Below are 24,415 nucleotides of genomic sequence, written 5' to 3' on the forward strand. Positions count from 1 at the left end.
GCTACTCGCTCTATCGTTTGGTAGAGTAACATTATAAATGGATTTAGGAGGCAACAAGAATGAAAATGATGGACGCTAACGAAATTATTTCGTTTATTCAAAAAAGTGAAAAGAAAACTCCTGTAAAGGTATACATAAAAGGGGATTTAAAAGAAGTAACATTCCCTGAAACAGTACAAGCATTTGTAAATAAAAAGTCTGGTGTATTATTTGGAGAATGGTCTGAAATTAAGACAATTCTAGATGAAAATAGCAAATACATTGTTGATTACGTTGTTGAAAATGACCGTCGTAATTCTGCAATTCCAATGCTTGATTTAAAAGGTATTAAAGCTCGTATTGAGCCAGGTGCGATTATTCGTGACCACGTTGAAATCGGCGACAACGCTGTTATTATGATGAATGCAACAATTAACATCGGTGCTGTAATTGGTGAAGGTTCTATGATCGACATGAACGCGGTACTTGGTGGACGTGCAACTGTTGGTAAGAACTGTCACGTAGGTGCAGGTGCAGTACTTGCAGGCGTTATTGAGCCACCTTCAGCAAAACCAGTTATCGTTGAAGACGATGTTGTAATTGGTGCTAACGTAGTTGTGTTAGAGGGAGTTACAGTAGGTAAAGGTGCAGTTGTAGCAGCAGGAGCTGTTGTAACAGAAGATGTACCTCCATATACAGTTGTTGCAGGTACTCCAGCACGTGTAATTAAAGAAATTGATGAGAAGACAAAAGCAAAAACTGAAATTAAACAAGAGCTTCGTCAATTAAACCCAGAGAAATAAAAACATAAAAGCGTAAGAGCATAAACAGGCTCTTACGCTTTTTATAGATAGAGGTGCAAAAATGGCAGTAAGCAAATTCGTTCAAATTCGTAGAGACTTACACAAAATACCGGAAATTGGATTTAAAGAGTGGAAAACACAACAGTATATTTTAGATTACATAGGAACGCTTTCGAACGAACATGTGGAAGTGAAGGTATGGAGAACGGGTGTCATTGTTAAAGTAAAGGGGAAAAATCCAGAAAAAGTTATAGGGTATCGCGCAGATATAGACGGTTTACCAATTACAGAGGAAACTGGATATGAGTTCGCTTCTGTTCATGAAGGAATGATGCATGCATGCGGACACGACTTACATACAACAATTGGTTTAGGCCTTCTAACAGCAGCTGTAACAGAAAGAATAGATGATGACCTTGTATTTCTATTCCAACCAGCTGAAGAAGGGCCTGGAGGGGCTCTTCCTATGTTAGAGAGCGAAGAGTTAAAAGAATGGAAGCCGAATATAATTCTCGGTCTCCATATTGCACCTGAATACCCTGTAGGAACAATTGCTACAAAAGAGGGGCTATTATTTGCAAATACATCAGAATTATATGTTGATTTAAAGGGGAAAGGTGGACATGCAGCTTACCCTCATACTGCAAATGATATGATTGTCGCAGCTAGTCACCTTGTTACACAGCTTCAGTCCGTTATTAGTCGTAATGTAAACCCACTTGATAGTGCAGTAATTACAATTGGGAAAATAACAGGCGGTACAGTTCAAAATATCATAGCAGAAAAGTCTCGATTAGAGGGAACAATCCGAACGTTATCAGTGGAATCAATGAGCCGTGTTAAAAGTAGGATTGAGGCAATTGTTGCAGGTATAGAAGCTTCCTTCCAATGTGAGGCCGTTATTGACTACGGAGCGATGTATCATCAAGTATACAACCATGAAGCATTAACGAGAGAGTTTATGCAATTTGTAAGTGAACAAACTGATATGAAAGTAATTACATGTACTGAGGCAATGACAGGTGAAGATTTTGGTTATATGCTTCAAGAGATTCCTGGATTTATGTTTTGGCTTGGGGTAAATTCAGAATATGGTTTACATCACGCAAAATTAAAACCAGATGAAGAGGCTATTGAGAAAGCTATCGTACTTTTAGATCAATATGTGAAGTGGAAGGGAACTAGAAAGTAAACTTGCTCGCCAACTATGTAACAATTTAAAGTTGGTATTTGTTAGATTCAAGGTGAAAACATCTTTCATATTTGTTTTGGATACACATCGGCATACAAATGGATAAAATAATGAGCAGTGGTTTTGAGCCGCTGCTCATTATTCATTATCGCTTATTGAAAAGATGATTAGTTAACTAGCTTATATATGTTTACATTTCGTGTGGAAAGTGTGTAAAATCAAGGTGAAACATAGAAAAAAGGGTGGGGAATTACGTGCAAATTAGCAGTGCAATTTTATGTTTTGTCTTATATGCATATGTTATTATTGCGGCGGTTTATTTTGGGATAAGTTTTTACGCCTATCGTTTAGCGAATAATAATGAATATGAAGAGACATACAACTGGGTGAAAAGGTATTTATCACCTGTACTAGAAATTATGAATGGATTTGTTCTTTTTTTATTTATTGGATTAATTGCTTTTTCAACGAGCTTAGTAGGAAATAAAACTACATTATTTGTACTAGGTATCATTATTTTTATGCTGTTAGGAATACGGATTGGTAATACAGTATTTTGGAATGAGAGAAAAGTAGATGGTTGGACGGGAATGCTAATACCGTGTATGCTAGCTGCTATCGTGACGAATATAGAACATGAATATTATCAGTTGCATTTTTGGCTCATAATTGTTTTAACAATTCTCTCTGTGTTGTATATAAGTACTGTCGTGCTAACATACATTGCAAATGAAAAGGGAGATGGAAAAGGTACGCACTTCTTTAGAGGGCGTGCATTGTTATGGAGTGTGCCAACGATGGCGGTTATAGCAATTATTGCGATATTAGTAAATGGGTATCAATTTACGAATTGGCAACTGTTTTTAGAAAATTGGTGGATTTTCATTCTTTCGTTTATCGCTTTTTTAGGTGCAACGCATTATTTATTCCATCAACACCATTATATATTGGCATTGCTATTCGCATTTACACAACTATTATTTGCTTTCTTCGGACAAGAAACGTTATTATTCGTTTTTGAAACGTTTAGTTCATTTGGAAACATATTTGTATTTGGTATGTTAATTTTCAGTATCGCATTTTATTTACAACAGTATTTCTATATGCAAAAACAAAAATAAGAATGATATACAGGTTTTTGTAGCAAATCTAAAGTATGTTACAATAAAAATACATAGTATTCGATGTTATTGGAGGAATTCCTGTGGGTGAAAAAGAGAAAGAATTTGCTGTCATTGGGCTTGGGCGTTTTGGTGGAAGTATTTGCCGGGAACTTGCTCAATTAGGTATGGAAGTAATGGCAATTGACTCTGATGAGGATAAAATTAATGAGTTTGCAAATATAGCTTCGCATGCTGTAATTGCAGATTCAACAGATGAGATGGTATTAAAAAGTCTTGGTATTCGTAATTTTGATCATGTAGTTGTTGCTATTGGAGATAACTTAAATTCAAGTATTTTAACAACATTAATTCTGAAAGAGTTAGGTGTAAAAAATATTACTGTAAAAGCTCAAAATGATTACCATGAAAAAGTATTAAGTAAAATAGGGGCAGATCACATTGTGCATCCAGAGCGTGATATGGGAAAAAGGATTGCTAATAATATTGCATCAAGTAATGTGTTAGACTACCTTGAGCTTTCAGATGAGCATAGTATTGTAGAGATTATTGCAAATAAAAAAATTGATGGGCATTCTTTAATTGAATTAGATATTCGTGCGAAGTTCGGATTGAATATTGTAGCAATTAAACGTGGAAAAGAAGTTATTGTATCTCCTCGAGCTACGGAAAATATTCAAGCGGGAGATATATTAATTGTAATTGGTCATGACGATGAAGTAGATCGTTTCAAGCACTTTTTAAGATAAGAGAAAAGGACAATACCATAAAGGTATTGTCCTTTTTCTTATATTTCCATAATGATTGGTAAAATCATTGGGCGACGTTTCGTTTTCTCATATAGGAATGGTGCTAATGTGTCTGTAATTTCATTTTTAATTTCAGACCATTGTGTTGTTTTACGTTCCATTACTTTTTCTAAATGAGTTGTAATTAATGTTTGCGCATCATTAATTAAATCACTACTTTCGCGCATATAAACGAAACCACGTGAGATAATATCAGGCCCTGCTGCAACTTTAAATTCTTTCATATCAATGCTTACAACGACAATAACAAGTCCTTCTTCAGAAAGGATACGACGATCACGTAATACGATATTACCGATATCTCCAATACCATTTCCGTCAATATAGACAGATCCAGATGGTATTTTACCAGCTACACTTGCTTCATCTGAACGTAAGGCAAGAACATCACCATTATCCATAATGAAACAATTTTCTTCTGGAATACCACAATCATTTGCTAACTTCATATGCATACGTTGCATACGATATTCACCATGAATTGGCATGAAATACTTCGGTTTAATTAGACGAAGCATTAGTTTTTGTTCTTCTTGTCCACCGTGTCCACTCGTATGAATGTTTGACAGTTTTCCGTGGATTACATCAGCACCCGCACGGTACAACATATTAATTGTACGGCTTACACTAATTGTATTACCAGGGATTGGTGAAGAAGAGAAAACAACCGTGTCGCCAGGAATGATTTGAATTTGACGATGAGTACCATTAGCAATACGTGAAAGTGCTGCCATTGGCTCCCCTTGACTACCTGTACATAAAATAACAACTTTATTAGCTGGTAGACGATTTAATTGAGATGCATCTATGAATGTATCTTTCGGACAGCGAATATAACCGAGGTTTTGTCCGATTTCAATCGCTGCTTCCATACTTCGGCCAAATACAGCCACTTTACGATTATTTTCAACAGCCGCTTCAACAACTTGTTGCAAACGATGGATATTTGATGCAAAGGTTGCGAAGATAATACGACCTTCTACTTTGCGGAAAATATCTTGAATACTATCACCAACACGGCGCTCAGACATTGTAAAGTTTGGAACTTCACTGTTTGTACTGTCAGATAAGAGACAAAGTACACCGTCTTTTCCGATTTCAGCCATTTTTGTTAAGTCCGCTGGTTCACCAACTGGTGTGAAATCAAATTTGAAATCTCCAGTATGAACTACTTGTCCTTGAGGTGTTTTCACAACAACTCCGTATGAATCTGGGATACTGTGAGTTGTACGGAAGAAGGAAACGGATGTCTTTTTAAATTTAATAACATCATCTTCTTGAATTTCATAAAGTTTTGCTTTACGAAGTAATCCGTGCTCTTCTAATTTGTTTTTGATTAGTGCAATTGCTAATTTTCCGCCATAAATCGGAATGTTCACTTGACGTAATAAGTAAGGAATTCCACCGATATGATCTTCGTGACCATGTGTAATGAATAATCCTTTAATTTTATCTTCGTTTCGCACAAAATAAGTGTAATCTGGTATTACATAATCGATTCCGAGGAGTTCGTCTTCTGGAAATTTAATTCCAGCGTCAATTATAATAATTTCATCTTGAAATTGAACAGCATATGTATTTTTACCGATTTCACCAAGGCCACCTAAAGCAAAAACGGCTGCTTGATCATTCTTTAGAAATTTCATATGACTATACGATTTCCGCTAATGTTAAATCAGCGTTTGCTTTTTCATATTCAAGATGATTGCCAGTCACAGACTGAACGAATTCGATATTATATGCGAACTTATTTAATTTTGTACGAACATCCTTCTCAGACGTAGCCTCTAAATATAAAACTTTTGTATTTTCACGTACTGGAACCTCAGTCATTTTTTCTTGATAAAATACTTTAAAAATCATTTGGAAAACCTCTCCTTGTCTATGTTTTGCATTATCTGTTACTTATTATAAAGCAAACAGTCACGATTTTCATGTTTTTTCGAATGAGAATGAAGAAAAAGCCCGAAATGGGCACAATTTAAGCGATCGTCTTTTTACGGACTAGATCTTTTAAATAACGCTTCAGCTTTTTCTTCAGCTTCTTCAGCATGATTACTCCTTCCTTTCCTTATTTTAAACATGCATATTACTAGTGAAAACGCCGTCTCTGATATAAGAAAGAAGACAAAAGTGAATGTTGAATCTTGTCTTTTCTCATACAGGGAAAGTTATTCTTATAGTAACGATTAGTAGCCGTTAGTTATAGATATAGTATGAGAAAGAATAGAAAAGAAAATTCATACGAACAAGTATCCACATTTTTTTACTAATATATATATGCAGGTTTCATAAATAAGGTCAGAAAGTGAACGCTTTCTTCACAGATGTTTAATATGTTATACTTTTTTTTAGCATTTGAAAAGCGATAATCAAAATAGGAATATACAGTAACAGAAAGGATTTTGACAAATGAATGATAAAATTGTCTTTTTTGATATTGATGGAACATTATTAGATCATGATAAAAAAATTCCGCAATCTACACGAGATGCAGTAAAACAGTTACAAGAAAAGGGTGTACATGTAGCAATTGCGACAGGGCGTGCGCCATTTATGTTTGAAGATATTCGGAAGGAACTTAATATACATAATTATGTTAGTTTTAATGGGCAATACGTTGTATTTGAGGATGAGGTAATATTTAATAATCCGTTACATCCAGATGCTCTTCATAAATTTACTCAGTTTGCCAAAGAAGAAGGATATCCACTTGTATATCTTGATCATCAAGACATGAGAGCATCAGTGGAATATCATGATTATGTGAAGGAAGGCTTTGGTAGCTTAAACTTTGAGCATCCAGCATATGAACCTAATTTTTATGAGAAACGTAATATTTATCAAACGCTTCTTTTCTGTGAAGTGAATGAAGAGGAAAAGTTTATTAATCAGTACCCAGACTTTCATTTTATTCGCTGGCATGCGTATTCAATGGATATCATTCCAAATGGCGGTTCTAAGGCGAAAGGGATTGAGAAATTCATTGAAAGGTTAGGATTTAACCGTGAACAAGTGTATGCATTTGGAGATGGCTTAAATGATTTAGAAATGATTGAAGCAGTTGGGACAGGTATTGTGATGGGGAATGGTCATGAAGACTTGAAAAAACTTGCAAATCATGTGACAAAGGATGTTAGTGAAGACGGCATATATCATGGATTAAAATGGGCTGGATTGTTATAAGTGGATATGGAACCCATTTCATAATAGTAAAAAGGCGGAGGATTATCTTCCGCCTTTTTTATTATCGCTCCAGAGGTTTTGAACCGTCAGGAGCAGCAAATGGATTTTCTTTATTAATATGGTCATAGAACATAACACCATTTAAATGGTCAATTTCATGTTGGAATACAATTGCTGGTAAACCTTTTAAACGTAATTTTACTTCTTCGCCGTTGATAGAAGTTGCTTTCACTGTAATTCTTGTGTAACGAGGTACATAACCAGGTACTTCACGGTCTACTGATAGACAGCCTTCACCACTTTGTAAATATGTACGTTCAACAGAATGGCTAATGATTTTTGGATTGAATAATGCATGACTATATAACGTACCGTCCGTATCTGTTACGTGAACTGCAATCATTTTCTTTGAAATACCGATTTGCGGAGCCGCTAATCCGATTCCAGGGCGTAAACTATATTTTTCAGCCATTTCAGGATCTTGGCTATTTATTACAAATTCAATCATTTCTTTAAGGGTATTTGTATCTTCTTTGCTCGCTGGTATTACTACCTCTTCTGCAACTTTTCGCAAAATAGGATCTCCTTCGCGAATTACATCTTTCATTGTAAGCATATGTAATCTCTCCTTTCCTCCTTAGTCTACCAAAGGAGATGGAAAAAGTCATCGGCAAGTAAGGGGAAGATAGATCGGTTATGTAGGAATAAAAAGAAACAGACGGCAGAGCCGTCTGTTTCTTTCCATAGTTGTTTCGTTTTACATTAGCGAATGCAAGCAGCACCAACGATAATTAAAAGAATAAACAACACAACGATTAAGGCGAAGCCGCGTCCAGACCCGCCACAAGAACCGCCATAACCGTAGGAAGGATATGAACAAGTTGGATAGCAATATGAGTATCCGTACATGAGATGACCTCCTTTATCATTTCCCGCTAATACTGCGGTTACTATAATGTATGGAGGGAAGGGTAGAAATGTATGGGTAATTACCTATAAAAGGAAGAAGAGTTTGTATATTTTTGCTAAGAAGAGAGAAAAACTAAAGAGAATTAAATCGTTTACATATTATTCTAAGAGAAAAAGCAAGTTAAAAAGGGAATAATATAACAGTAGGTTAATGCTTACTAATACAGATGTGAAAAATAAAAACACGTTTGTGTAGAAGAAACCTGCAGATTATTTATAAAAAAACGTATTCAAAGTAATTGACATCGTAATTAGAATAGTTGTAAACTAAAAAACGTGATCAAGATTGTATTAATATGTTTCTGAAAAAACATTAGTACAGATTGTTAGGTACACAAAATTATTCTCAACCGACAAATAAATTTGTTGGTTTACATTGTTGCGTTTTCCACCTAGCTAATAGATAGTGAAAGCGTTTCAGAATATGGTTCAAGAGAGGAAGAGGTGAACGGAATGGGTACTAAAACAAAAAAGACCCTATTTAATGTTGATGAGCAAATGAAAGCTATCGCAGCTCAATTTGAAACATTACAAATTTTAAATGAAAAAGGCGAAGTTGTGAATGAAGCAGCTATGCCTGAATTATCTGATGATCAATTAAAAGAATTAATGCGCCGTATGGTGTATACTCGCGTACTAGATCAACGTTCTATTTCTTTAAACCGTCAAGGACGTTTAGGTTTCTACGCACCAACAGCTGGACAAGAGGCTTCTCAATTAGCAAGTCATTTCGCACTTGAAGCAGAAGATTTCATCTTACCAGGATATCGTGATGTGCCACAATTAGTATGGCACGGTTTACCATTATACCAAGCATTCTTATTCTCTCGTGGACATTTCATGGGTAACCAAATGCCTGAGAACGTAAATGCACTTGCTCCACAAATCATCATCGGTGCGCAAATCATCCAAACTGCTGGTGTTGCGTTAGGTATGAAATTACGTGGTAAAAAATCTGTTGCAATTACTTACACTGGTGACGGTGGTGCTTCACAAGGTGACTTCTACGAAGGTATGAACTTTGCGGGTGCATTCAAAGCTCCAGCAATCTTCGTTGTACAAAACAACCGTTATGCTATCTCTACTCCAGTAGAAAAGCAATCTGCAGCTAAAACTGTAGCACAAAAAGCAGTAGCAGCAGGTATTTACGGAATTCAAGTAGACGGTATGGATCCATTAGCTGTATACGCAGCAACTGCTTTCGCTCGTGAGCGTGCAGTAAATGGTGAAGGTCCTACTTTAATCGAGACTTTAACATTCCGTTACGGTCCACATACAATGGCTGGTGATGACCCAACTCGTTACCGTACAAAAGATATCGAGAACGAATGGGAACAAAAAGATCCAATCGTACGCTTCCGTGCATTCTTAGAAAACAAAGGCCTATGGTCTCAAGAAGTTGAAGAGAAAGTAATCGAAGAAGCAAAAGAAGATATCAAACAAGCAATTGCTAAGGCTGACCAAGCTCCAAAACAAAAAGTTACTGATTTAATGGAAATCATGTACGAAAAAATGCCTTACAACTTAGCTGAACAATATGAAATTTACAAAGAAAAGGAGTCGAAGTAAGCCATGGCTCAAATGACAATGATTCAAGCAATCACTGATGCTTTACGCGTTGAAATGAAAAATGACCCTAACGTACTTGTGTTTGGTGAAGACGTTGGTGTAAACGGCGGTGTATTCCGTGCTACTGAAGGTTTACAAGCTGAATTCGGTGAAGACCGTGTAATGGATACTCCACTTGCAGAGTCTGGTATTGGTGGACTTGCAGTTGGACTTGCACTTGAAGGATTCCGTCCAGTTCCAGAAATCCAATTCTTCGGTTTCGTTTATGAAGTAATGGATTCAATTTCTGGTCAATTAGCTCGTATGCGTTACCGTTCTGGTGGACGTTGGACTGCTCCAGTAACAGTTCGTTCTCCATTCGGTGGTGGTGTTCATACTCCTGAACTACATGCTGATAGCTTAGAAGGTTTAGTGGCTCAACAACCTGGTCTAAAAGTTGTTATTCCATCTACTCCATACGATGCAAAAGGTCTTTTAATCTCTGCGATTCGTGACAACGATCCAGTTATCTACTTAGAGCATATGAAATTGTACCGTTCATTCCGTCAAGATGTACCAGAAGGCGAATACACAATTGATTTAGGCAAAGCTGACATCAAACGTGAAGGTACAGATGTATCTATTATCGCTTACGGTGCTATGGTTCACGCTGCATTAAAAGCTGCTGAAGAACTTGAAAAAGAAGGTATCTCTTTAGAAGTTGTTGACTTACGTACAGTTCAACCATTAGATATCGAAACAATCATCGCTTCTGTTGAAAAAACAGGCCGCGTAGTTGTAGTTCAAGAAGCTCAAAAACAAGCTGGTATTGCAGCTAACGTTGTAGCGGAAATTAACGACCGTGCAATTTTAAACTTAGAAGCTCCAGTTGTACGTGTTGCAGCTGCTGATACAGTATTCCCATTCTCTCAAGCTGAGAGCGTATGGTTACCAAACCACAAAGATATTGTTGAAGCTGTTAACAAAGTAATGAACTTCTAATTTTTACTTATTCATGTGCAAAAGAAATCAGCACATGCTGATTTCTTTTGCCATATTCCATAATAAAGAAATGAATCAGGGGGCTGAATTCCGTGGCATTTGAATTTAAACTACCAGATATCGGTGAAGGTATCCACGAAGGTGAAATCGTAAAATGGTTTATTAAACCAGGCGACGAAGTAAACGAAGACGACGTACTTCTTGAAGTACAAAATGATAAAGCAGTAGTAGAAATTCCTTCTCCTGTTAAAGGTAAAGTACTTGAAGTACTTGTAGAAGAAGGTACGGTTGCAGTAGTTGGAGATACATTAATTAAATTTGATGCTCCTGGATACGAAAACCTTAAATTTAAAGGCGACGATCATGACGAAGCTCCTAAAGCTGAAGAAGCAAAAGAAGAAGCTCCTAAAGCTGAAGCTACTCCAGCAGCAACTGCAGAAGTAGTAAATGAGCGCGTAATCGCTATGCCATCTGTTCGTAAATATGCTCGTGAAAACGGCGTAGACATTCATAAAGTAGCTGGTTCTGGTAAGAACGGTCGTATCGTAAAAGCTGACATCGATGCATTTGCAAATGGTGGACAAGCGGTAGCAGCAACTGAGGCTCCAGCAGCAGTAGAAGCTACTCCAGCAGCAGCGAAAGAAGAAGCACCAAAAGCACAACCAATCCCAGCTGGTGAATATCCAGAAACTCGTGAGAAAATGAGTGGTATCCGTAAAGCAATTGCGAAAGCAATGGTTAACTCTAAACATACAGCTCCTCACGTAACATTAATGGATGAAGTAGATGTAACTGAACTTGTTGCTCACCGTAAGAAGTTCAAAGCTGTGGCAGCTGACAAAGGTATTAAATTAACTTACCTTCCATACGTTGTTAAAGCTTTAACATCTGCATTACGTGAATATCCAATGTTAAACACTTCTTTAGATGATGCTTCTCAAGAAGTAGTTCATAAACATTACTTCAACATCGGTATCGCAGCTGATACAGACAAAGGTCTATTAGTACCAGTTGTTAAAGATACAGATCGCAAGTCTATCTTCACAATTTCTAACGAGATCAATGATCTTGCTGGTAAAGCACGTGAAGGTCGTTTAGCTCCTGCTGAAATGAAAGGCGCTTCTTGCACAATTACAAACATTGGTTCTGCAGGTGGACAATGGTTCACTCCAGTTATCAACCACCCAGAAGTAGCAATTCTTGGTATCGGCCGTATCGCTGAGAAACCAGTTGTGAAAAACGGTGAGATCGTTGCAGCTCCAGTATTAGCATTATCTCTAAGCTTTGACCATCGTTTAATTGACGGCGCAACTGCTCAAAAAGCATTAAACCAAATTAAACGTCTATTGAATGACCCACAATTATTAGTAATGGAGGCGTAATAACAATGGTAGTAGGAGATTTCCCAATTGAATTAGATACAGTCGTTGTTGGTGCAGGTCCTGGTGGATACGTTGCGGCAATTCGTGCAGCACAATTAGGTCAAAAGGTAGCGATCATTGAAAAAGCTAACCTTGGTGGCGTATGCTTAAACGTTGGATGTATTCCTTCAAAAGCGTTAATCAATGCAGGTCATCGTTATGAGAATGCAATGCATTCTGATGACATGGGTATCACTGCAGAGAACGTAAAAGTTGACTTTACAAAAGTTCAAGAATGGAAAAACGGCGTAGTTAAGAAATTAACTGGCGGTGTTGAAGGCCTTCTTAAAGGTAACAAAGTTGAAATCATTCGCGGTGAAGCTTACTTCGTAGATGCTAACACATTACGCGTAATGACTGAAGATGCAGCTCAAACTTATACGTTTAAAAATGCTGTTCTTGCAACTGGTTCTACACCAATCGAAATTCCAGGATTCAAATACTCTAAACGTGTTATCAACTCTACAGGTGCTTTAAGCTTACCTGAAATTCCTAAAAAACTTGTTGTAATCGGCGGCGGTTACATCGGTATGGAATTAGGTACTGCATATGCTAACTTCGGTACAGAAGTTACTGTAGTAGAAGCTGGCGACGAAATCTTAGCTGGTTTCGAAAAAGCTATGAGCTCTGTTGTTAAACGTGCTCTACAGAAAAAAGGTAACGTAACAATCCATACAAAAGCTATGGCTAAAGGCGTTGAAGAAACAGAAACTGGCGTAAAAGTTAGCTTCGAAGTTAAAGGTGAAATCCAAACTGTAGAAGCAGATTACGTATTAGTAACTGTAGGTCGTCGTCCAAACACTCAAGAAATCGGTCTTGAGCAAGTTGGAGTTAAAATGACTGACCGCGGCATCATCGAAATCGATGAGCAATGTCGTACAAATGTACCAAACATCTATGCAATCGGTGATATAGTTCCTGGACCACCATTAGCTCACAAAGCTTCTTACGAAGGTAAAGTAGCTGTAGAAGCAATTAGTGGCCATGCGTCAGCTATCGATTACATCGGAATTCCTGCAGTATGCTTCACTGATCCAGAATTAGCATCTGTTGGTTACACTAAGAAACAAGCTGAAGAAGCTGGAATGACTGTAACTGTATCTAAGTTCCCATTCGCTGCTAACGGTCGTGCATTATCATTAAACAGCACTGACGGTTTCTTACAACTTGTAACACGTAAAGAAGATGGTCTTCTTGTAGGTGCTCAAGTTGCAGGTGCAGGCGCTTCTGATATTATTTCTGAGATTGGTTTAGCTATCGAAGCTGGAATGACAGCAGAAGATATCGCTCAAACAATCCACGCTCACCCAACATTAGGTGAAATCACAATGGAAGCAGCTGAAGTTGCTCTTGGAATGCCAATTCACATTGTAAAATAATTTAAGTAATGAAAATAGCCCATCTCTTATTTAAAGAGATGGGCTATTTTTTATTTTATAATAAAAGTGGCTTGCAAGGTCTTTATACGTACTTGTCGAATGAATATATAATAATTTAATTGAATTGAATTGTTAAAACATATATAAATCCAAAAGCCATATATATGCTTTCGTGTAATATGTAATTGATTCAAACTTAATACCATATATTAATGAAATAGAGCATGTCAAAGGAGAAGGTTCCATGAGAATATTACATGTTATATTTTATCATTTTTTATTATGGAGTGGTTTTTCCATTGTATTATCATTGTCAAATGGTGATAAGTTGCATTATAAAGTTATTCTATTTTTTGTATTTCTTTATTTAGCATATATGATCGCATATTTTGTATTGCAAATTAGAAAGCAGGCATTATTCCTTACGTGTTCAAATTGCATACTTTTCTTAATTATATTTTCTATTTTTTAAATTAACGTTTATAGAAATACATTGTTCTTCCATTAAATAATTTTAACTCTCCTTCTAATTTCTTCGCTAGAAAACGGCAAAATTCATTTGCTTTTCCTTTATCACCAAATGTTGCATTAGGTGGTAAAGAAACTTGAATATAAGTTTGTTCCTTTTCTATACCGACACCAACATAAATGGAGTCATATCGATCGTGAGTAGATTGTAGTTTGAATGTTGTTGCTGATGTATCTAAAATTTCATACGGAAAAGCGGTATTTGTATAAGCGTAATTAATTTGAACACCAGTTTTGGAAGTAACTGTTTTATAATAATGAAAAAGTTGTTTTATATCATCTATTGAAACAGATTGTTGATTGGATTTAGGTACAAGCGTAATAAAGGCATGTTGCATATAAGTTCCCCCTAACTAAGTAGAATACTACCATTCTACATCCTACTGAATTTTTTGACAATTAAAAGGAGTATTCCTTTTTTTGTTTAATATATTAATGAAAGGTGATGTGGAAAGGTGGAAACCGATGTTTGAAAAATTGTATGATGAGCATGAAAGTGTGAAGGTACGATTTTTGGGGTTTATGACACATGATACTCGTTATGATTTTGGTGTTATTTATACAAATATGTTCTTTGGAAAGCCACTTATTGTTTGCATGCAAACAGGGAAGTCAACTTTACTTGGACGAGATGATGTGGAGAATATTCAATATTTACAGGAAGTTTTCAAATTAGGCTCAGAAGAGGAAGCAGCTGAGTTATCTCAGTTTTTCTCATTTCTAGTTCCATCTACATCTTTGCATGCGGAATACGAAGAATAAATAATGTAAAACAGTCGTACGTATAAATATGGCTGTTTTTTTGTTTGAATATCGCATACTAATTTAAATTTAAAATATTTAATGTGTTATACTAAAAACCTATTGACGTAAAAAGTATAACATATTAAAATAAAGACAGAAAGTTAAGCGGTTACAAAAAGTTTTTGGGATTATAAACTTAGGGGGAAATGAAAAATGGGAACAATCGTATGTCAAGATTGTGAAGGTACAATTGCACACTTCGAGGATGAGAAAGTAACAGTACTTTACGGGAAATGTGGATCTTGCGGATGTGATCACACAGAGCATACAAAAGCCCAATAATTGATAGGAAATGGACAGCTGAAAGTTTTTAGGACCATAAACTTAGGGGGAAATGAAAAATGGGAACAATCGTATGCCAAGTATGTGAAGGAACAATCGGACATTTTGAAGATGAAAAAACGACAGTGCTTTACGGAAAATGCGGAACAAATTGTGACTGTGCCAGTAGAGATAATGCGAAAGCTTAATGATAAATAAATAGATTACTATTAAAACTCAGGGGGAAATGAAAAATGGGAACAATCGTATGCCAAGTATGTGAAGGAACAATCGGACATTTTGAAGATGAAAAATCAACAGTACTATACGGGAAATGTGGATCTCATTGCGACTGTGACCATAAAGAACATTCAAAAGCTTAAATAAAAAAAGCGTCTACATATGTAGGTGCTTTTTTTAATAAACTGTAGTTGTGTTGCCAACTGTTGCAACGATTGCATCATCTCTAATCGGAATAAATCCTATGGATGTCTGTGGTGTACTAGGAGAAGCGTGGTAGCTCATGAGACGGCTATCAATACGGGTAATAGTATCGGTTAAGAAAGCGGAAATGAAAGCGTAAGGGACTCGTCGCTCATTTAATGCGTATATAATTTCTTCTTTTGTTTTTACACCTACGCCATGCCCATAAAAAAAGAAATTTCCTAGATAGATTGTATTTTCTCCTTGCCACTCGATTGTAGCTGGATTCACTTGTGGATTTTTAAAGTAAACGAGATCACCTGGGACAAGATCGCCACCTGTCTTTGTTATGAGCTTTAAATCTTGATCGTAGTCCCACGTATAAAGTAAAAGGTTTGCAAAGAGACGGTTGAAAGTTTCTTCCTCATATAATGCTAGTAAAGCTTTGTAAAAAATAATGATCATAGCGGTGGCACATTCAGTTCCATATAGTTTTCCGTTTTTGAAAATATCTTGTATGGCAATGGAAGGGGGTATGTTTGGAAGGAGCTCGAATCCTCCAAGAGACGTTCTTTTCCAATATTGAGGGTTGCAAAAAGATTGTTGAAATGTGCGAAACTGAAAACCACTTTGAAAAAGTTCTAATGCAGAAGTAATAATATGAACGCGCAAATTTAGATCAAAGCTGAGTTCATCGGATGTTCGAAAGGAATAGATTTCTTGATTTCCTGCCATTATAGATAAAATTTGTTGTTTCTCATTTGCAAATGGCTCATATTCATTTGTAATATAAGGATGTACAATAGAACGGCCTATTACAATCATAGTAGTATCCCCACCTATACGTTACATTACATAATATCGTATGAGAAAAGGGAAAAAGGGTGAAAAAAAAGCCTATCAACTGATAGGCTTGTACTCTTTGATCACGCGTAATGTTTGTAATGTCATATCTTCAGGACCTTGTACAGGTAAACCTGCTTCTAAGTTTTTACGAATATACTCTAAGTTGTCTTGTGTAATAATTTCCCCCGGAGTAAAGATTGGAATCCCTGGCGGATAAACCATAACGAAATCAGCTATAATACGACCTGCTGCATTTTCAAATGGGATGACTTCTGTTTCCGAATAAAAAGCATCTCGAGGAGAAAGTGCTAACACAGGTATTTCTGGAATTTCTACTTGCACTTGAACACCTTTATCAGCTTTATTTTTAAATGTTGCTGATAAATCTTGTAATGCCGCAATAAGTGTATTCGTCTCACTTTCTGTATCCCCAAAAGTGACAAGACATAGTATGTTGTATAAATCTGAGAGTTCTACTTCAATGTTATATTGCTCTCTAAGCCATACTTCAGCCTGATGGCCTGTAATACCTAAATCTTTTACAGATACAATTATCTTTGTAGGATCATAGTTAAAAGTAGCATCCGTACCTAGCATTTCTTTCCCTGGACAGTAAAGATGTTCAATATCATTTATAGCATTACGAACTTGTTCCGCTAATTGTATTGTTTGTTCTATGAGCGCCTTTCCTTCTGTAGCAAGACGTTTTCTAGCAACATCTAGGGAGGCTAACAAGATGTAAGACGTTGATGTAGTCGTAAGCATGCTAATAATAGATTGAACATGTTTTACATTCACAAGGCCTTCTTTTACATTAAGAATAGAACTTTGCGTTAAAGATCCACCTAATTTGTGAACACTCGTTGCTGCCATATCTGCACCGGCTTGCATCGCTGACATCGGCAGTTCATCGTGAAAATGAATATGAACACCATGAGCCTCATCAACGAGTACAGGGATATCGTAAGAATGTGCTAATTGTACAATCTGTTCTAAGTCCGCAGCAAAGCCAAAGTATGTTGGATTAATAACAAGTAAGCCTTTCGCATCTGAGTGCTCTTCAAGTGCTTTTTTGACAGATTGGATTGTGATTCCATGTGAAATACCAAGTTTTGGATCGATTTCAGGATGCATGAAAATAGGTTTTGCACCTGAGAAAATAATAGCTGACATTACTGATTTATGCACGTTTCGTGGCACTAGTATTTTGTCACCAGGACCGCAAACGCTCATCACCATTGTCATTATTGCGCCACTTGTACCTTGAATAGAAAAGAAAGTATGATCCGCACCAAATGCAGCGGCTGCTAAATCTTGTGCTTCTTTAATCATACCTTTTGGATGATGTAAATCATCGAGCGGCGCAATGTTAATTAAATCAATTGCTAATGCATTATGCCCAATAAATTCGCGAAATTCAGGATCCATGCCTTGCCCTTTTTTATGACCTGGAATATGGAATTGAATTGGATTTCGCTTACTGTGCTCAACTAAAGCGGTAAACAATGGTGTTTCGTATTGGGACAATCTATACACCCCTTCTTTTTTTTATATTTATTAGAGTTTGTTTTATATAATCTTGTTCTAAAAAAGTTAAGTTCTTTTTTAGAATGAGACTTGTTTTTCTGCCATTCACAAAAGCTTTTTTGAGATGGGAGCTTCACTTTATTTCCTATAAAACAAAAGCATTATATCACCAATAATTATAGATGTATAGCAAAAAATATTTTTACGGTGAGTATGTTAAATAGTAGCTGCCTACTAACTTCTAGTGGAAGGCAATTCCATTAAAATGAATAAATAGTGTATAATGCAAAGTGACTATAGTGAAGTAGAAAAAATCACTTTAAGATAGCGTATTGAAATAAGAAGAAATGATAAATGAGGTGCGAAATGGAATATCAATATCCGTTAGATTATGATTGGTCAAATGAGGAAATGGTTACAATTGTGAAGTTTTATGAAGCGATTGAGAAAGCATATGAAAAAGGAATTGTAAGAGAAGAATTAATGGGTTTATATCGTCGTTTTAAAGAGATTGTTCCATCGAAAGCAGAAGAAAAGAAAATTGATAAAGAGTTTCAAGAAGTAAGTGGATATTCTATATACCGTGCGATTCAGAAGGCTAAAGAAATTGAAGAAGAAAAGCTTGTGAAAATGTAAAAAATATTTTGAAAAATAAAAACTGAAGTGATATAATGTGATAACAACTAAAAACGGACAATATAAATTGTCCGTTTTCTACTATCGATTACAAAGTGCATATAAAGGAAGGAGTGATTGCATCGTAGATTCAATCTTAGCAAGGAATTGTTCGTTGGTCATTGCTGAAAACTCCTCTGGTGATATATGAATACCAACTAATAATTCTGCTTTTTTTACAGTAGCTAGACGTTCAATCATCTTTTGTAAATCATTTGTTTCAAGTGTTTTATGTAATTTTACACTTGGTTTAGTATGGTCAATGGACCAAACGAAGTCATTTGGAATATTTGTTTTTAAATCATTTATATGTTCTAAGAAGGCGTGAGCCGTCTCCACTTTTTGTGGACACTCATAGATTAAACCAAAGTATATGAAGGCATGAGTACCCCATAATCCAATTTGGAAATGTGGTAGCATTTTATATCCGCGTTTATTTGTTGAAAAAGCAACCCAAGTATCGTTTGGTGGATTGACTTTGCGACGTGCATGTTTTGCTACATGATAAAAAAAGTTCTCATCAGTTTGTTTGGATAAATACGCTGCAAACTGTTCCCCTAAAGCTTCTAGCTTAGGATGAATGTTCGTTTTAATTGCACTCATTCGTTCTTCGAGACCATCAACTGTAAAGACCTCAAAATCAGTTGATTTGAATGTTTGTAGTGTCATGATTGTTCCTCCAACTCCTATTTTGCTTTTATTTTAGCATAGCTTGTACTATTCATAAAAAAAACAGCACAAAAAAATTTAAATAAAAAAATATAATTTTGTTGCATAGATGATTTATCCAACATAGTATAGTATAAAACAAAAAATCAGAAAATTGAATTAATTCTAGTCCGAGGGCAGACGAATATTGGGAGGAGGCAAATAATATGAGACAGGTGATTAATGCGTTAAAGAGAACAGATGCTGAAAAGAGAATACCGGTGCTACGTTTGGAGCTAGATTATGAATTAGCAACTTTATATGATGCGATGATGGAAGATGATAAACAGAAAAAAGAAGAGTGTGTACAAAAGTTAGAAGTGTTAAGACTTGAAATGATTCGTTTAGAAGCGTAATAATAGTATATGTATAAAAAATTAGTTGGTGCGAACCTTATAAAGGGTTCGTTTTTTCTGTGAACAGTATAGATCGGAGTGTTTAAACATGCAAGAAGTATGGAAAGACATCGATGCACACGCCAAACAGTGGATTCGGGATGCGGGAGAGCATTTAATGGCATCAATGAAAAAAGCACTTATTATAGAAACAAAATCAAATGCAGCTGATTTAGTAACAAATATGGACCGAGAAATAGAACAGTTTTTAATTGGGAAAATTAAAGAAACATTCCCACATCATCATATTTTAGGTGAAGAGGGCTATGGAGACGAGGTAACTTCTTCTGACGGGGTTGTTTGGTTAATTGATCCAATTGACGGCACGATGAACTTTGTTCACCAAAAAAGAAATTTTGCAATTTCAATTGGAATTTATGAGAACGGTATCGGAAAGATTGGACTTATTTATGATCCAGTTCATGATGAATTATATCATGCGTTAAAAGGGGCTGGAGCATTTTGTAATGAAGTACCGATACCTTTATTAGAAAAAGGTACTGTAGAGCAAGGTATTGTAGCTTTAAATGCGATATGGCTTACCGACAATCCATTGCTTAATATGGAAAGTATGATGGCACTTGTTAAGAAAGCAAGAGGCACGAGATCATATGGCTGTGCAGCATTAGAGATGGTATACGTTGCAACTGGAAGAATCGATGCATATGTAACGCCTAGATTATCACCATGGGACTTTGGTGGGGGGCAGATAATTGTAGAGGAAGTTGGAGGCAAGGTAACAACATTCTCCGGAGTGCCACTTTCTATCGTAGAGAAGAGTAGCGTATTAGTTGCGAAGCCAGGGGTGTATGAAGAAGTGTTATCGTTTATCCCGATTGGTGAGGGCTGATAATCAGTGGGGGATGAAGAAAAACCCCACTGATTAAAGTTTCACTTTATATCCAAGTAACAAAAAAAGTAAGAGGCTGTATACAGGCTTCTTACTTTTTGACGTTATTGCGATTTACGCATTTTTCTTTTTGTTACAAAACCGTATCCAACTGTAACAAATGTGCCGATAATGCAAATAATAATACCGATTGGACTATTTTCAGCAATCATAATGCCGATACCAATTAAGAAAATAACACCGATAATTGCAGTTAATAAAAAGCGATATTGAATGTGTTCCATTTCTTCACCCTCCAATCTCATTTTACTTTCACAAAAGTAAGAATACAACTATATTTTCATTCTTGATTTTATTTTAATTGCTATTGTATCCCCTTCGCTCTTATAATAGAGAAGGATTAAAAAGACATTAGGAGTTGGACATGTTGAAAAAACGACAAGATTTACGTAATATAGCAATTATTGCCCACGTTGACCATGGTAAAACAACACTTGTTGACCAGTTATTACGTCAAGCGGGGACTTTCCGTGCGAACGAACACGTTGAAGAGCGCGCAATGGATTCAAATGATCTAGAAAGAGAGCGCGGTATTACAATTTTAGCGAAAAATACTGCGATTCACTATGAAGATAAAAGAATTAACATTTTAGATACACCAGGTCACGCTGACTTTGGTGGAGAAGTAGAACGTATTATGAAAATGGTTGATGGTGTTTTACTTGTTGTTGATGCATATGAAGGTTGTATGCCACAAACACGATTTGTTTTAAAGAAAGCTCTTGAGCAAAACTTAACTCCAATCGTAGTAGTAAATAAAATTGACCGTGACTTCGCTCGCCCTGATGAAGTAGTTGATGAAGTAATCGACTTATTCATCGAACTTGGTGCAAACGAAGATCAATTAGAGTTCCCAGTTGTATTTGCATCAGCAATGAACGGAACAGCAAGCTTAGATTCAAACCCAGCAAATCAAGAAGAGAATATGAAATCATTATTTGATACAATTATTGAACATATTCCTGCACCAATTGATAACAGCGAAGAGCCACTTCAATTCCAAGTAGCACTTCTTGATTACAACGACTATGTTGGACGTATTGGAGTTGGACGCGTATTCCGCGGTACAATGAAGGTTGGACAACAAGTTGCTTTAATGAAAGTAGACGGAAGCGTAAAACAATTCCGCGTAACAAAATTATTTGGTTACATGGGATTAAAACGTCAAGAAATTGAAGAAGCAAAAGCTGGAGACTTAGTAGCTGTTTCTGGTATGGAAGACATTAACGTTGGTGAAACAGTATGTCCAGTTGAACATCAAGATGCGTTACCATTATTACGTATTGATGAGCCAACACTACAAATGACGTTCCTTGTAAATAACAGTCCATTTGCAGGTCGTGAAGGTAAATACATTACATCTCGTAAAATTGAAGAGCGTCTTCGTTCACAATTAGAAACAGATGTAAGTTTACGTGTAGATAATACAGAGTCTCCTGATGCATGGATCGTATCTGGACGTGGGGAACTACATTTATCTATCTTAATCGAAAACATGCGTCGTGAAGGTTATGAACTACAAGTATCTAAGCCAGAAGTAATCATTAAAGAAGTTGATGGCGTAAGATGTGAGCCTGTAGAGCGTGTACAAATCGATGTACCTGAAGAATACACTGGTTCTATTATGGAATCTATGGGTGCTCGTAAAGGTGAAATGTTAGATATGGTGAATAACGGAAACGGTCAAGTTCGCCTTACTTTCATGGTTCCAGCACGTGGTTTAATTGGTTACACAACAGAATTCTTGACATTAACTCGTGGTTACGGTATTTTAAACCATACATTCGATTGCTACCAACCAGTACACGCTGGACAAGTTGGTGGACGTCGTCAAGGTGTTCTAGTTTCACTTGAAACAGGAAAAGCATCACAATACGGTATTATGCAAGTTGAAGATCGTGGTGTAATCTTCGTTGAACCAGGTACAGAAGTATATGCTGGTATGATTGTCGGAGAACACACTCGTGAGAATGACTTAACAGTTAACGTTGTGAAAATGAAACAACAAACTAACATTCGTTCTGCGACGAAAGATCAAACTTCAACAATGAAAAAACCACGCTTAATGACTTTAGAAGAATCATTAGAGTACTTAAACGATGACGAGTTCTGTGAAGTAACTCCAGAATCAATTCGTTTACGTAAAAAGATTCTTGATAAGAGCGAACGTGAAAGAGCTGCTAAGAAAAAGAAATCTGTAGAAGCGTAAAATAGTAAAACAGCTACCTTTAATTAAGGTAGCTGTTTTTTTATGTTTATTTTTTAGAATATTTACTCTTTTTGTGGACAGTATTTTTTTCACAGGTTACTCTTGTATTAAGTACATAAACAAAAATGGTTTGATTTATGAGGAAGGGGGATAAATGGTGTTAGAAAGAATGTCGTTTTTTGCGAAGTTATGTAAAGTTGATGAAAATCCAGAGCTAGGGATGTGGTTACTGTATGGCGTCATTATTATATTAAGTGCACTTGTGTATAATTTAGGTTTTGCAAGAAAACTATCTATAATAAAAAATATAGTAATATATATATCGTTAGCGATTGGGTGTACAGTGTTAACTTTCTTTGCAGTTTTTTTACCTGTTGGAGAGGGGCTTGTTGTAGCAGCAATTGTACTTGGGATTTATAGGTTGCGATTACGTCAAGCAAGACAACAAAAAGCAGGATGAGGGGGGAGTTTTATGCGTTCCGTACAAGATGCGTTATATAATTGGTTAACAATTAAAACAGTTGCCGAAGCACGCCCGGATGATAGTGCTGCAAAAGAAACGTATTTGTTATTTCAAAATATGATATATGAAGAACATAAATTGAGAAATGTGGAAGTTAAGAAGAACGAGGAAATGTATTTAGTTACATATGAAATAAATGGAGAAAGAAAATCTGCAAGGTTTCCATTAGAAGCTATTGATTGTTTTTTGGATCAAATGAATCGCGAACCTGAAAAATATAAATAAGTCCTTTATCATATTGATAAAGGACTTATTTATATTTTACCAATCGTCTTCGACTTTTTTATCACGATATAATCGGAAATTACCACTTGCATGACGTTCCATCGTACGTTCAGCAATTCGTTCCGAACATTCCATGCACATATATGTATGAATAGGGCGATTACGCAGTTTTTTTGCCATAGGATTTTCATCATCTAACATATCTTTTTTATCACAAATCATACATTTGACTCTCATTTCGTCACCTCAATACGAATTCTATCAGTATAAGTATATCATGGAAGTGTAATGTTTTTGAATAATAGTGGGAAAAAATAATATTTTCGCAATTCAAAAAATAGGTTATGATAAGGATATATGAAGTATATTTGGAGGTGGAAATATGGCGAATGTAGTAGAGCCCACATTAACAGATGATTTAGTACAAACGTTACGTAAAGAGTGTATTGTTATGGTAGCAACAACAGATTTTGAAAAACAAGTTCCTAACGTAAGTGCTATTTCTTGGGTGTATGCAGTGAGTAAAACTAGTATTCGATTTGCAGTAGATCAACGTTCACGTATTGTGGAAAATATAAGACATAGTACTGGAGTGGTATTGACTATAATGGCGAATGAATCCGTATTTTCCATAAGTGGTGCAGGTGAAATTTTGACTGATAGAATGGAAGGCATTCCTCTAAAATTAACTGTAATAGAAGTAACTGTACAAGAAGTACGTGATGTTATGTTTTATGGTGCAAAACTTGCAATTGAGCCAACATATGAAAAAACGTATGATCTTCGTGCAGCTAAAAAGCTCGATAACCAAGTGTTAGCAGGAATGAAAGAATTATAAATGTGATAAATAAGAAAGTCAGTTATTAACTTTTGTAATCACTTATTGTGATTTTATGTTAATAATTATAATTAAAAGTAATATATTGAATAGAAATGAATAAAAAATAAATAAAAGGTTTAATGGCTATAAAT

General features: G+C 35.9%; 31 protein-coding genes. 21 read left to right on the top strand and 10 right to left on the bottom strand.

Going from position 1 to position 24,415, the window contains the following annotated elements; all coding sequences use genetic code 11:
• The first annotated feature begins 59 nt into the window (after window positions 1-59).
• From dapD to RCJ96_RS04645, 4 genes are all read left to right on the top strand, one after another.
• Entirely contained in the window at window positions 60-782 is a 723-nt protein-coding gene (gene dapD, locus RCJ96_RS04630; protein WP_000783248.1) for a 2,3,4,5-tetrahydropyridine-2,6-dicarboxylate N-acetyltransferase, read from the top strand.
• A 61-nt stretch (window positions 783-843) separates the two neighbouring features.
• Window positions 844-1,974 carry an N-acetyldiaminopimelate deacetylase gene (locus RCJ96_RS04635; protein WP_416503920.1) on the top strand — a complete coding sequence of 377 codons (1,131 nt, stop codon included), beginning with the start codon at window positions 844-846 and terminating at the stop codon, window positions 1,972-1,974.
• 254 nt (window positions 1,975-2,228) lie between these two features.
• Window positions 2,229-3,095, top strand: a complete 867-nt coding sequence (locus tag RCJ96_RS04640; protein WP_416503919.1) for a cytochrome C oxidase assembly protein — start codon at window positions 2,229-2,231, stop codon at window positions 3,093-3,095.
• Window positions 3,096-3,178: 83 nt separating this feature from the next.
• Window positions 3,179-3,844, top strand: a complete 666-nt coding sequence (locus RCJ96_RS04645) for a potassium channel family protein (protein ID WP_000504032.1) — start codon at window positions 3,179-3,181, stop codon at window positions 3,842-3,844.
• A 38-nt stretch (window positions 3,845-3,882) separates the two neighbouring features.
• On the opposite strand, the gene rnjA is transcribed toward RCJ96_RS04645, so the two are convergent.
• A complete protein-coding gene (gene rnjA, locus RCJ96_RS04650; RefSeq protein ID WP_000670368.1) occupies window positions 3,883-5,550 on the bottom strand; it encodes a ribonuclease J1 in 1,668 nt (555 codons plus the stop codon).
• A gap of 4 nt (window positions 5,551-5,554) precedes the next feature.
• Window positions 5,555-5,767: a DNA-dependent RNA polymerase subunit epsilon gene (locus RCJ96_RS04655; RefSeq protein WP_000576443.1), complete on the bottom strand. Its 213-nt coding sequence runs from the start codon at window positions 5,765-5,767 to the stop codon at window positions 5,555-5,557.
• A gap of 549 nt (window positions 5,768-6,316) precedes the next feature.
• Between RCJ96_RS04655 and RCJ96_RS04660 the strand changes: the two genes are divergently transcribed.
• Entirely contained in the window at window positions 6,317-7,090 is a 774-nt protein-coding gene (locus RCJ96_RS04660; protein WP_046946797.1) for a Cof-type HAD-IIB family hydrolase, read from the top strand.
• A 61-nt stretch (window positions 7,091-7,151) separates the two neighbouring features.
• Here the strand turns inward: RCJ96_RS04660 and def are convergent, their stop codons facing one another.
• Complete coding sequence (gene def, locus RCJ96_RS04665) at window positions 7,152-7,706, bottom strand: peptide deformylase (protein ID WP_000957041.1); 555 nt, start codon at window positions 7,704-7,706, stop codon at window positions 7,152-7,154.
• Window positions 7,707-7,852: 146 nt separating this feature from the next.
• Entirely contained in the window at window positions 7,853-7,999 is a 147-nt protein-coding gene (locus RCJ96_RS04670) for a YjcZ family sporulation protein (protein ID WP_000274562.1), read from the bottom strand.
• Window positions 8,000-8,512: 513 nt separating this feature from the next.
• Between RCJ96_RS04670 and pdhA the strand changes: the two genes are divergently transcribed.
• The 5 genes from pdhA to RCJ96_RS04695 all read left to right on the top strand — a co-directional run bounded on the left by pdhA (window position 8,513) and on the right by RCJ96_RS04695 (window position 13,881).
• Window positions 8,513-9,628 carry a pyruvate dehydrogenase E1 component subunit alpha gene (pdhA, locus tag RCJ96_RS04675; RefSeq protein ID WP_000536893.1) on the top strand — a complete coding sequence of 372 codons (1,116 nt, stop codon included), beginning with the start codon at window positions 8,513-8,515 and terminating at the stop codon, window positions 9,626-9,628.
• Between the two features lie 3 nt (window positions 9,629-9,631).
• Entirely contained in the window at window positions 9,632-10,609 is a 978-nt protein-coding gene (gene pdhB / locus RCJ96_RS04680; protein ID WP_416503918.1) for a pyruvate dehydrogenase complex E1 component subunit beta, read from the top strand.
• A gap of 92 nt (window positions 10,610-10,701) precedes the next feature.
• A complete protein-coding gene (gene pdhC, locus RCJ96_RS04685; RefSeq protein WP_000863427.1) occupies window positions 10,702-11,991 on the top strand; it encodes a pyruvate dehydrogenase complex dihydrolipoyllysine-residue acetyltransferase in 1,290 nt (429 codons plus the stop codon).
• Window positions 11,992-11,996: 5 nt separating this feature from the next.
• Window positions 11,997-13,409, top strand: coding sequence for a dihydrolipoyl dehydrogenase (lpdA, locus tag RCJ96_RS04690; RefSeq protein WP_000260111.1), 1,413 nt, complete (start codon window positions 11,997-11,999; stop codon window positions 13,407-13,409).
• Window positions 13,410-13,653: 244 nt separating this feature from the next.
• Window positions 13,654-13,881 (top strand): hypothetical protein, encoded by a 228-nt coding sequence (locus RCJ96_RS04695; RefSeq protein ID WP_446699724.1) that lies wholly within the window; start codon window positions 13,654-13,656, stop codon window positions 13,879-13,881.
• A gap of 1 nt (window position 13,882) precedes the next feature.
• On the opposite strand, the gene RCJ96_RS04700 is transcribed toward RCJ96_RS04695, so the two are convergent.
• Window positions 13,883-14,275 (bottom strand): DUF1885 family protein, encoded by a 393-nt coding sequence (locus RCJ96_RS04700; protein WP_001163309.1) that lies wholly within the window; start codon window positions 14,273-14,275, stop codon window positions 13,883-13,885.
• A 127-nt stretch (window positions 14,276-14,402) separates the two neighbouring features.
• Between RCJ96_RS04700 and RCJ96_RS04705 the strand changes: the two genes are divergently transcribed.
• The 4 genes from RCJ96_RS04705 (at window position 14,403) to RCJ96_RS04720 (ending at window position 15,385) form a co-directional block, all read left to right on the top strand.
• Complete coding sequence (locus RCJ96_RS04705; RefSeq protein WP_011181837.1) at window positions 14,403-14,699, top strand: DUF3055 domain-containing protein; 297 nt, start codon at window positions 14,403-14,405, stop codon at window positions 14,697-14,699.
• Between the two features lie 195 nt (window positions 14,700-14,894).
• Complete coding sequence (locus RCJ96_RS04710) at window positions 14,895-15,023, top strand: GapA-binding peptide SR1P (protein ID WP_000536778.1); 129 nt, start codon at window positions 14,895-14,897, stop codon at window positions 15,021-15,023.
• A 59-nt stretch (window positions 15,024-15,082) separates the two neighbouring features.
• The gene (locus tag RCJ96_RS04715) at window positions 15,083-15,211 is read left to right on the top strand and encodes a GapA-binding peptide SR1P (protein ID WP_000536805.1); all 129 of its coding nucleotides are present in this window, start codon (window positions 15,083-15,085) and stop codon (window positions 15,209-15,211) included.
• A gap of 45 nt (window positions 15,212-15,256) precedes the next feature.
• Complete coding sequence (locus RCJ96_RS04720; protein ID WP_000536793.1) at window positions 15,257-15,385, top strand: GapA-binding peptide SR1P; 129 nt, start codon at window positions 15,257-15,259, stop codon at window positions 15,383-15,385.
• Window positions 15,386-15,419: 34 nt separating this feature from the next.
• On the opposite strand, the gene RCJ96_RS04725 is transcribed toward RCJ96_RS04720, so the two are convergent.
• Both RCJ96_RS04725 and speA read right to left on the bottom strand, forming a co-directional pair.
• Window positions 15,420-16,250 carry a protein-glutamine gamma-glutamyltransferase gene (locus RCJ96_RS04725; protein WP_074543979.1) on the bottom strand — a complete coding sequence of 277 codons (831 nt, stop codon included), beginning with the start codon at window positions 16,248-16,250 and terminating at the stop codon, window positions 15,420-15,422.
• A gap of 75 nt (window positions 16,251-16,325) precedes the next feature.
• The gene (speA, locus tag RCJ96_RS04730; protein ID WP_000084882.1) at window positions 16,326-17,798 is read right to left on the bottom strand and encodes an arginine decarboxylase; all 1,473 of its coding nucleotides are present in this window, start codon (window positions 17,796-17,798) and stop codon (window positions 16,326-16,328) included.
• A gap of 366 nt (window positions 17,799-18,164) precedes the next feature.
• Here speA and RCJ96_RS04735 point away from each other — a divergent pair, with 366 nt between their 5' ends.
• Window positions 18,165-18,434, top strand: coding sequence for a UPF0223 family protein (locus tag RCJ96_RS04735; protein WP_000456556.1), 270 nt, complete (start codon window positions 18,165-18,167; stop codon window positions 18,432-18,434).
• Window positions 18,435-18,515: 81 nt separating this feature from the next.
• Here the strand turns inward: RCJ96_RS04735 and RCJ96_RS04740 are convergent, their stop codons facing one another.
• The gene (locus RCJ96_RS04740; protein ID WP_000175082.1) at window positions 18,516-19,142 is read right to left on the bottom strand and encodes a YktB family protein; all 627 of its coding nucleotides are present in this window, start codon (window positions 19,140-19,142) and stop codon (window positions 18,516-18,518) included.
• Window positions 19,143-19,348: 206 nt separating this feature from the next.
• Here RCJ96_RS04740 and RCJ96_RS04745 point away from each other — a divergent pair, with 206 nt between their 5' ends.
• Complete coding sequence (locus RCJ96_RS04745) at window positions 19,349-19,537, top strand: hypothetical protein (protein ID WP_001250164.1); 189 nt, start codon at window positions 19,349-19,351, stop codon at window positions 19,535-19,537.
• A gap of 88 nt (window positions 19,538-19,625) precedes the next feature.
• Window positions 19,626-20,426 carry an inositol monophosphatase family protein gene (locus tag RCJ96_RS04750; protein WP_001158694.1) on the top strand — a complete coding sequence of 267 codons (801 nt, stop codon included), beginning with the start codon at window positions 19,626-19,628 and terminating at the stop codon, window positions 20,424-20,426.
• Between the two features lie 104 nt (window positions 20,427-20,530).
• Here the strand turns inward: RCJ96_RS04750 and RCJ96_RS04755 are convergent, their stop codons facing one another.
• Window positions 20,531-20,710 (bottom strand): DUF5325 family protein, encoded by a 180-nt coding sequence (locus RCJ96_RS04755; protein ID WP_000400127.1) that lies wholly within the window; start codon window positions 20,708-20,710, stop codon window positions 20,531-20,533.
• Between the two features lie 140 nt (window positions 20,711-20,850).
• Between RCJ96_RS04755 and typA the strand changes: the two genes are divergently transcribed.
• The 3 genes from typA to RCJ96_RS04770 all read left to right on the top strand — a co-directional run bounded on the left by typA (window position 20,851) and on the right by RCJ96_RS04770 (window position 23,443).
• Window positions 20,851-22,695, top strand: a complete 1,845-nt coding sequence (gene typA / locus RCJ96_RS04760; RefSeq protein ID WP_000914763.1) for a translational GTPase TypA — start codon at window positions 20,851-20,853, stop codon at window positions 22,693-22,695.
• A 157-nt stretch (window positions 22,696-22,852) separates the two neighbouring features.
• Window positions 22,853-23,155: a YlaH-like family protein gene (locus RCJ96_RS04765; RefSeq protein WP_000893666.1), complete on the top strand. Its 303-nt coding sequence runs from the start codon at window positions 22,853-22,855 to the stop codon at window positions 23,153-23,155.
• Between the two features lie 12 nt (window positions 23,156-23,167).
• Window positions 23,168-23,443, top strand: a complete 276-nt coding sequence (locus RCJ96_RS04770; RefSeq protein ID WP_001258148.1) for a hypothetical protein — start codon at window positions 23,168-23,170, stop codon at window positions 23,441-23,443.
• A 36-nt stretch (window positions 23,444-23,479) separates the two neighbouring features.
• Here the strand turns inward: RCJ96_RS04770 and RCJ96_RS04775 are convergent, their stop codons facing one another.
• On the bottom strand, window positions 23,480-23,680 hold the full coding sequence (locus RCJ96_RS04775) for a YlaI family protein (RefSeq protein WP_001995040.1): 201 nt from the start codon (window positions 23,678-23,680) through the stop codon (window positions 23,480-23,482).
• 145 nt (window positions 23,681-23,825) lie between these two features.
• Between RCJ96_RS04775 and RCJ96_RS04780 the strand changes: the two genes are divergently transcribed.
• Window positions 23,826-24,281: a pyridoxamine 5'-phosphate oxidase family protein gene (locus RCJ96_RS04780; RefSeq protein WP_074606312.1), complete on the top strand. Its 456-nt coding sequence runs from the start codon at window positions 23,826-23,828 to the stop codon at window positions 24,279-24,281.
• The last annotated feature ends 134 nt before the right edge of the window (window positions 24,282-24,415 follow it).

The organism is Bacillus sp. BSL6 (assembly GCF_052928345.1).

Excerpts from the sequence above, each read along its gene's own strand:
- dapD (WP_000783248.1), top strand. The coding sequence starts at position 60 with ATGAAAATGATGGACGCTAACGAAATTATTTCGTTTATTCAAAAAAGT.
- RCJ96_RS04635 (WP_416503920.1), top strand. The coding sequence starts at position 844 with ATGGCAGTAAGCAAATTCGTTCAAATTCGTAGAGACTTACACAAAATA.
- rnjA (WP_000670368.1), bottom strand. The coding sequence starts at position 5,550 with ATGAAATTTCTAAAGAATGATCAAGCAGCCGTTTTTGCTTTAGGTGGC.
- RCJ96_RS04655 (WP_000576443.1), bottom strand. The coding sequence starts at position 5,767 with ATGATTTTTAAAGTATTTTATCAAGAAAAAATGACTGAGGTTCCAGTA.
- RCJ96_RS04660 (WP_046946797.1), top strand. The coding sequence starts at position 6,317 with ATGAATGATAAAATTGTCTTTTTTGATATTGATGGAACATTATTAGAT.
- def (WP_000957041.1), bottom strand. The coding sequence starts at position 7,706 with ATGCTTACAATGAAAGATGTAATTCGCGAAGGAGATCCTATTTTGCGA.
- RCJ96_RS04670 (WP_000274562.1), bottom strand. The coding sequence starts at position 7,999 with ATGTACGGATACTCATATTGCTATCCAACTTGTTCATATCCTTCCTAC.
- pdhA (WP_000536893.1), top strand. The coding sequence starts at position 8,513 with ATGGGTACTAAAACAAAAAAGACCCTATTTAATGTTGATGAGCAAATG.
- pdhB (WP_416503918.1), top strand. The coding sequence starts at position 9,632 with ATGGCTCAAATGACAATGATTCAAGCAATCACTGATGCTTTACGCGTT.
- lpdA (WP_000260111.1), top strand. The coding sequence starts at position 11,997 with ATGGTAGTAGGAGATTTCCCAATTGAATTAGATACAGTCGTTGTTGGT.
- RCJ96_RS04695 (WP_446699724.1), top strand. The coding sequence starts at position 13,654 with ATGAGAATATTACATGTTATATTTTATCATTTTTTATTATGGAGTGGT.
- RCJ96_RS04700 (WP_001163309.1), bottom strand. The coding sequence starts at position 14,275 with ATGCAACATGCCTTTATTACGCTTGTACCTAAATCCAATCAACAATCT.
- RCJ96_RS04705 (WP_011181837.1), top strand. The coding sequence starts at position 14,403 with ATGTTTGAAAAATTGTATGATGAGCATGAAAGTGTGAAGGTACGATTT.
- RCJ96_RS04710 (WP_000536778.1), top strand. The coding sequence starts at position 14,895 with ATGGGAACAATCGTATGTCAAGATTGTGAAGGTACAATTGCACACTTC.
- RCJ96_RS04715 (WP_000536805.1), top strand. The coding sequence starts at position 15,083 with ATGGGAACAATCGTATGCCAAGTATGTGAAGGAACAATCGGACATTTT.
- RCJ96_RS04720 (WP_000536793.1), top strand. The coding sequence starts at position 15,257 with ATGGGAACAATCGTATGCCAAGTATGTGAAGGAACAATCGGACATTTT.
- RCJ96_RS04725 (WP_074543979.1), bottom strand. The coding sequence starts at position 16,250 with ATGATTGTAATAGGCCGTTCTATTGTACATCCTTATATTACAAATGAA.
- RCJ96_RS04735 (WP_000456556.1), top strand. The coding sequence starts at position 18,165 with ATGGAATATCAATATCCGTTAGATTATGATTGGTCAAATGAGGAAATG.
- RCJ96_RS04740 (WP_000175082.1), bottom strand. The coding sequence starts at position 19,142 with ATGACACTACAAACATTCAAATCAACTGATTTTGAGGTCTTTACAGTT.
- RCJ96_RS04745 (WP_001250164.1), top strand. The coding sequence starts at position 19,349 with ATGAGACAGGTGATTAATGCGTTAAAGAGAACAGATGCTGAAAAGAGA.
- RCJ96_RS04750 (WP_001158694.1), top strand. The coding sequence starts at position 19,626 with ATGCAAGAAGTATGGAAAGACATCGATGCACACGCCAAACAGTGGATT.
- RCJ96_RS04755 (WP_000400127.1), bottom strand. The coding sequence starts at position 20,710 with ATGGAACACATTCAATATCGCTTTTTATTAACTGCAATTATCGGTGTT.
- typA (WP_000914763.1), top strand. The coding sequence starts at position 20,851 with ATGTTGAAAAAACGACAAGATTTACGTAATATAGCAATTATTGCCCAC.
- RCJ96_RS04770 (WP_001258148.1), top strand. The coding sequence starts at position 23,168 with ATGCGTTCCGTACAAGATGCGTTATATAATTGGTTAACAATTAAAACA.
- RCJ96_RS04775 (WP_001995040.1), bottom strand. The coding sequence starts at position 23,680 with ATGAGAGTCAAATGTATGATTTGTGATAAAAAAGATATGTTAGATGAT.
- RCJ96_RS04780 (WP_074606312.1), top strand. The coding sequence starts at position 23,826 with ATGGCGAATGTAGTAGAGCCCACATTAACAGATGATTTAGTACAAACG.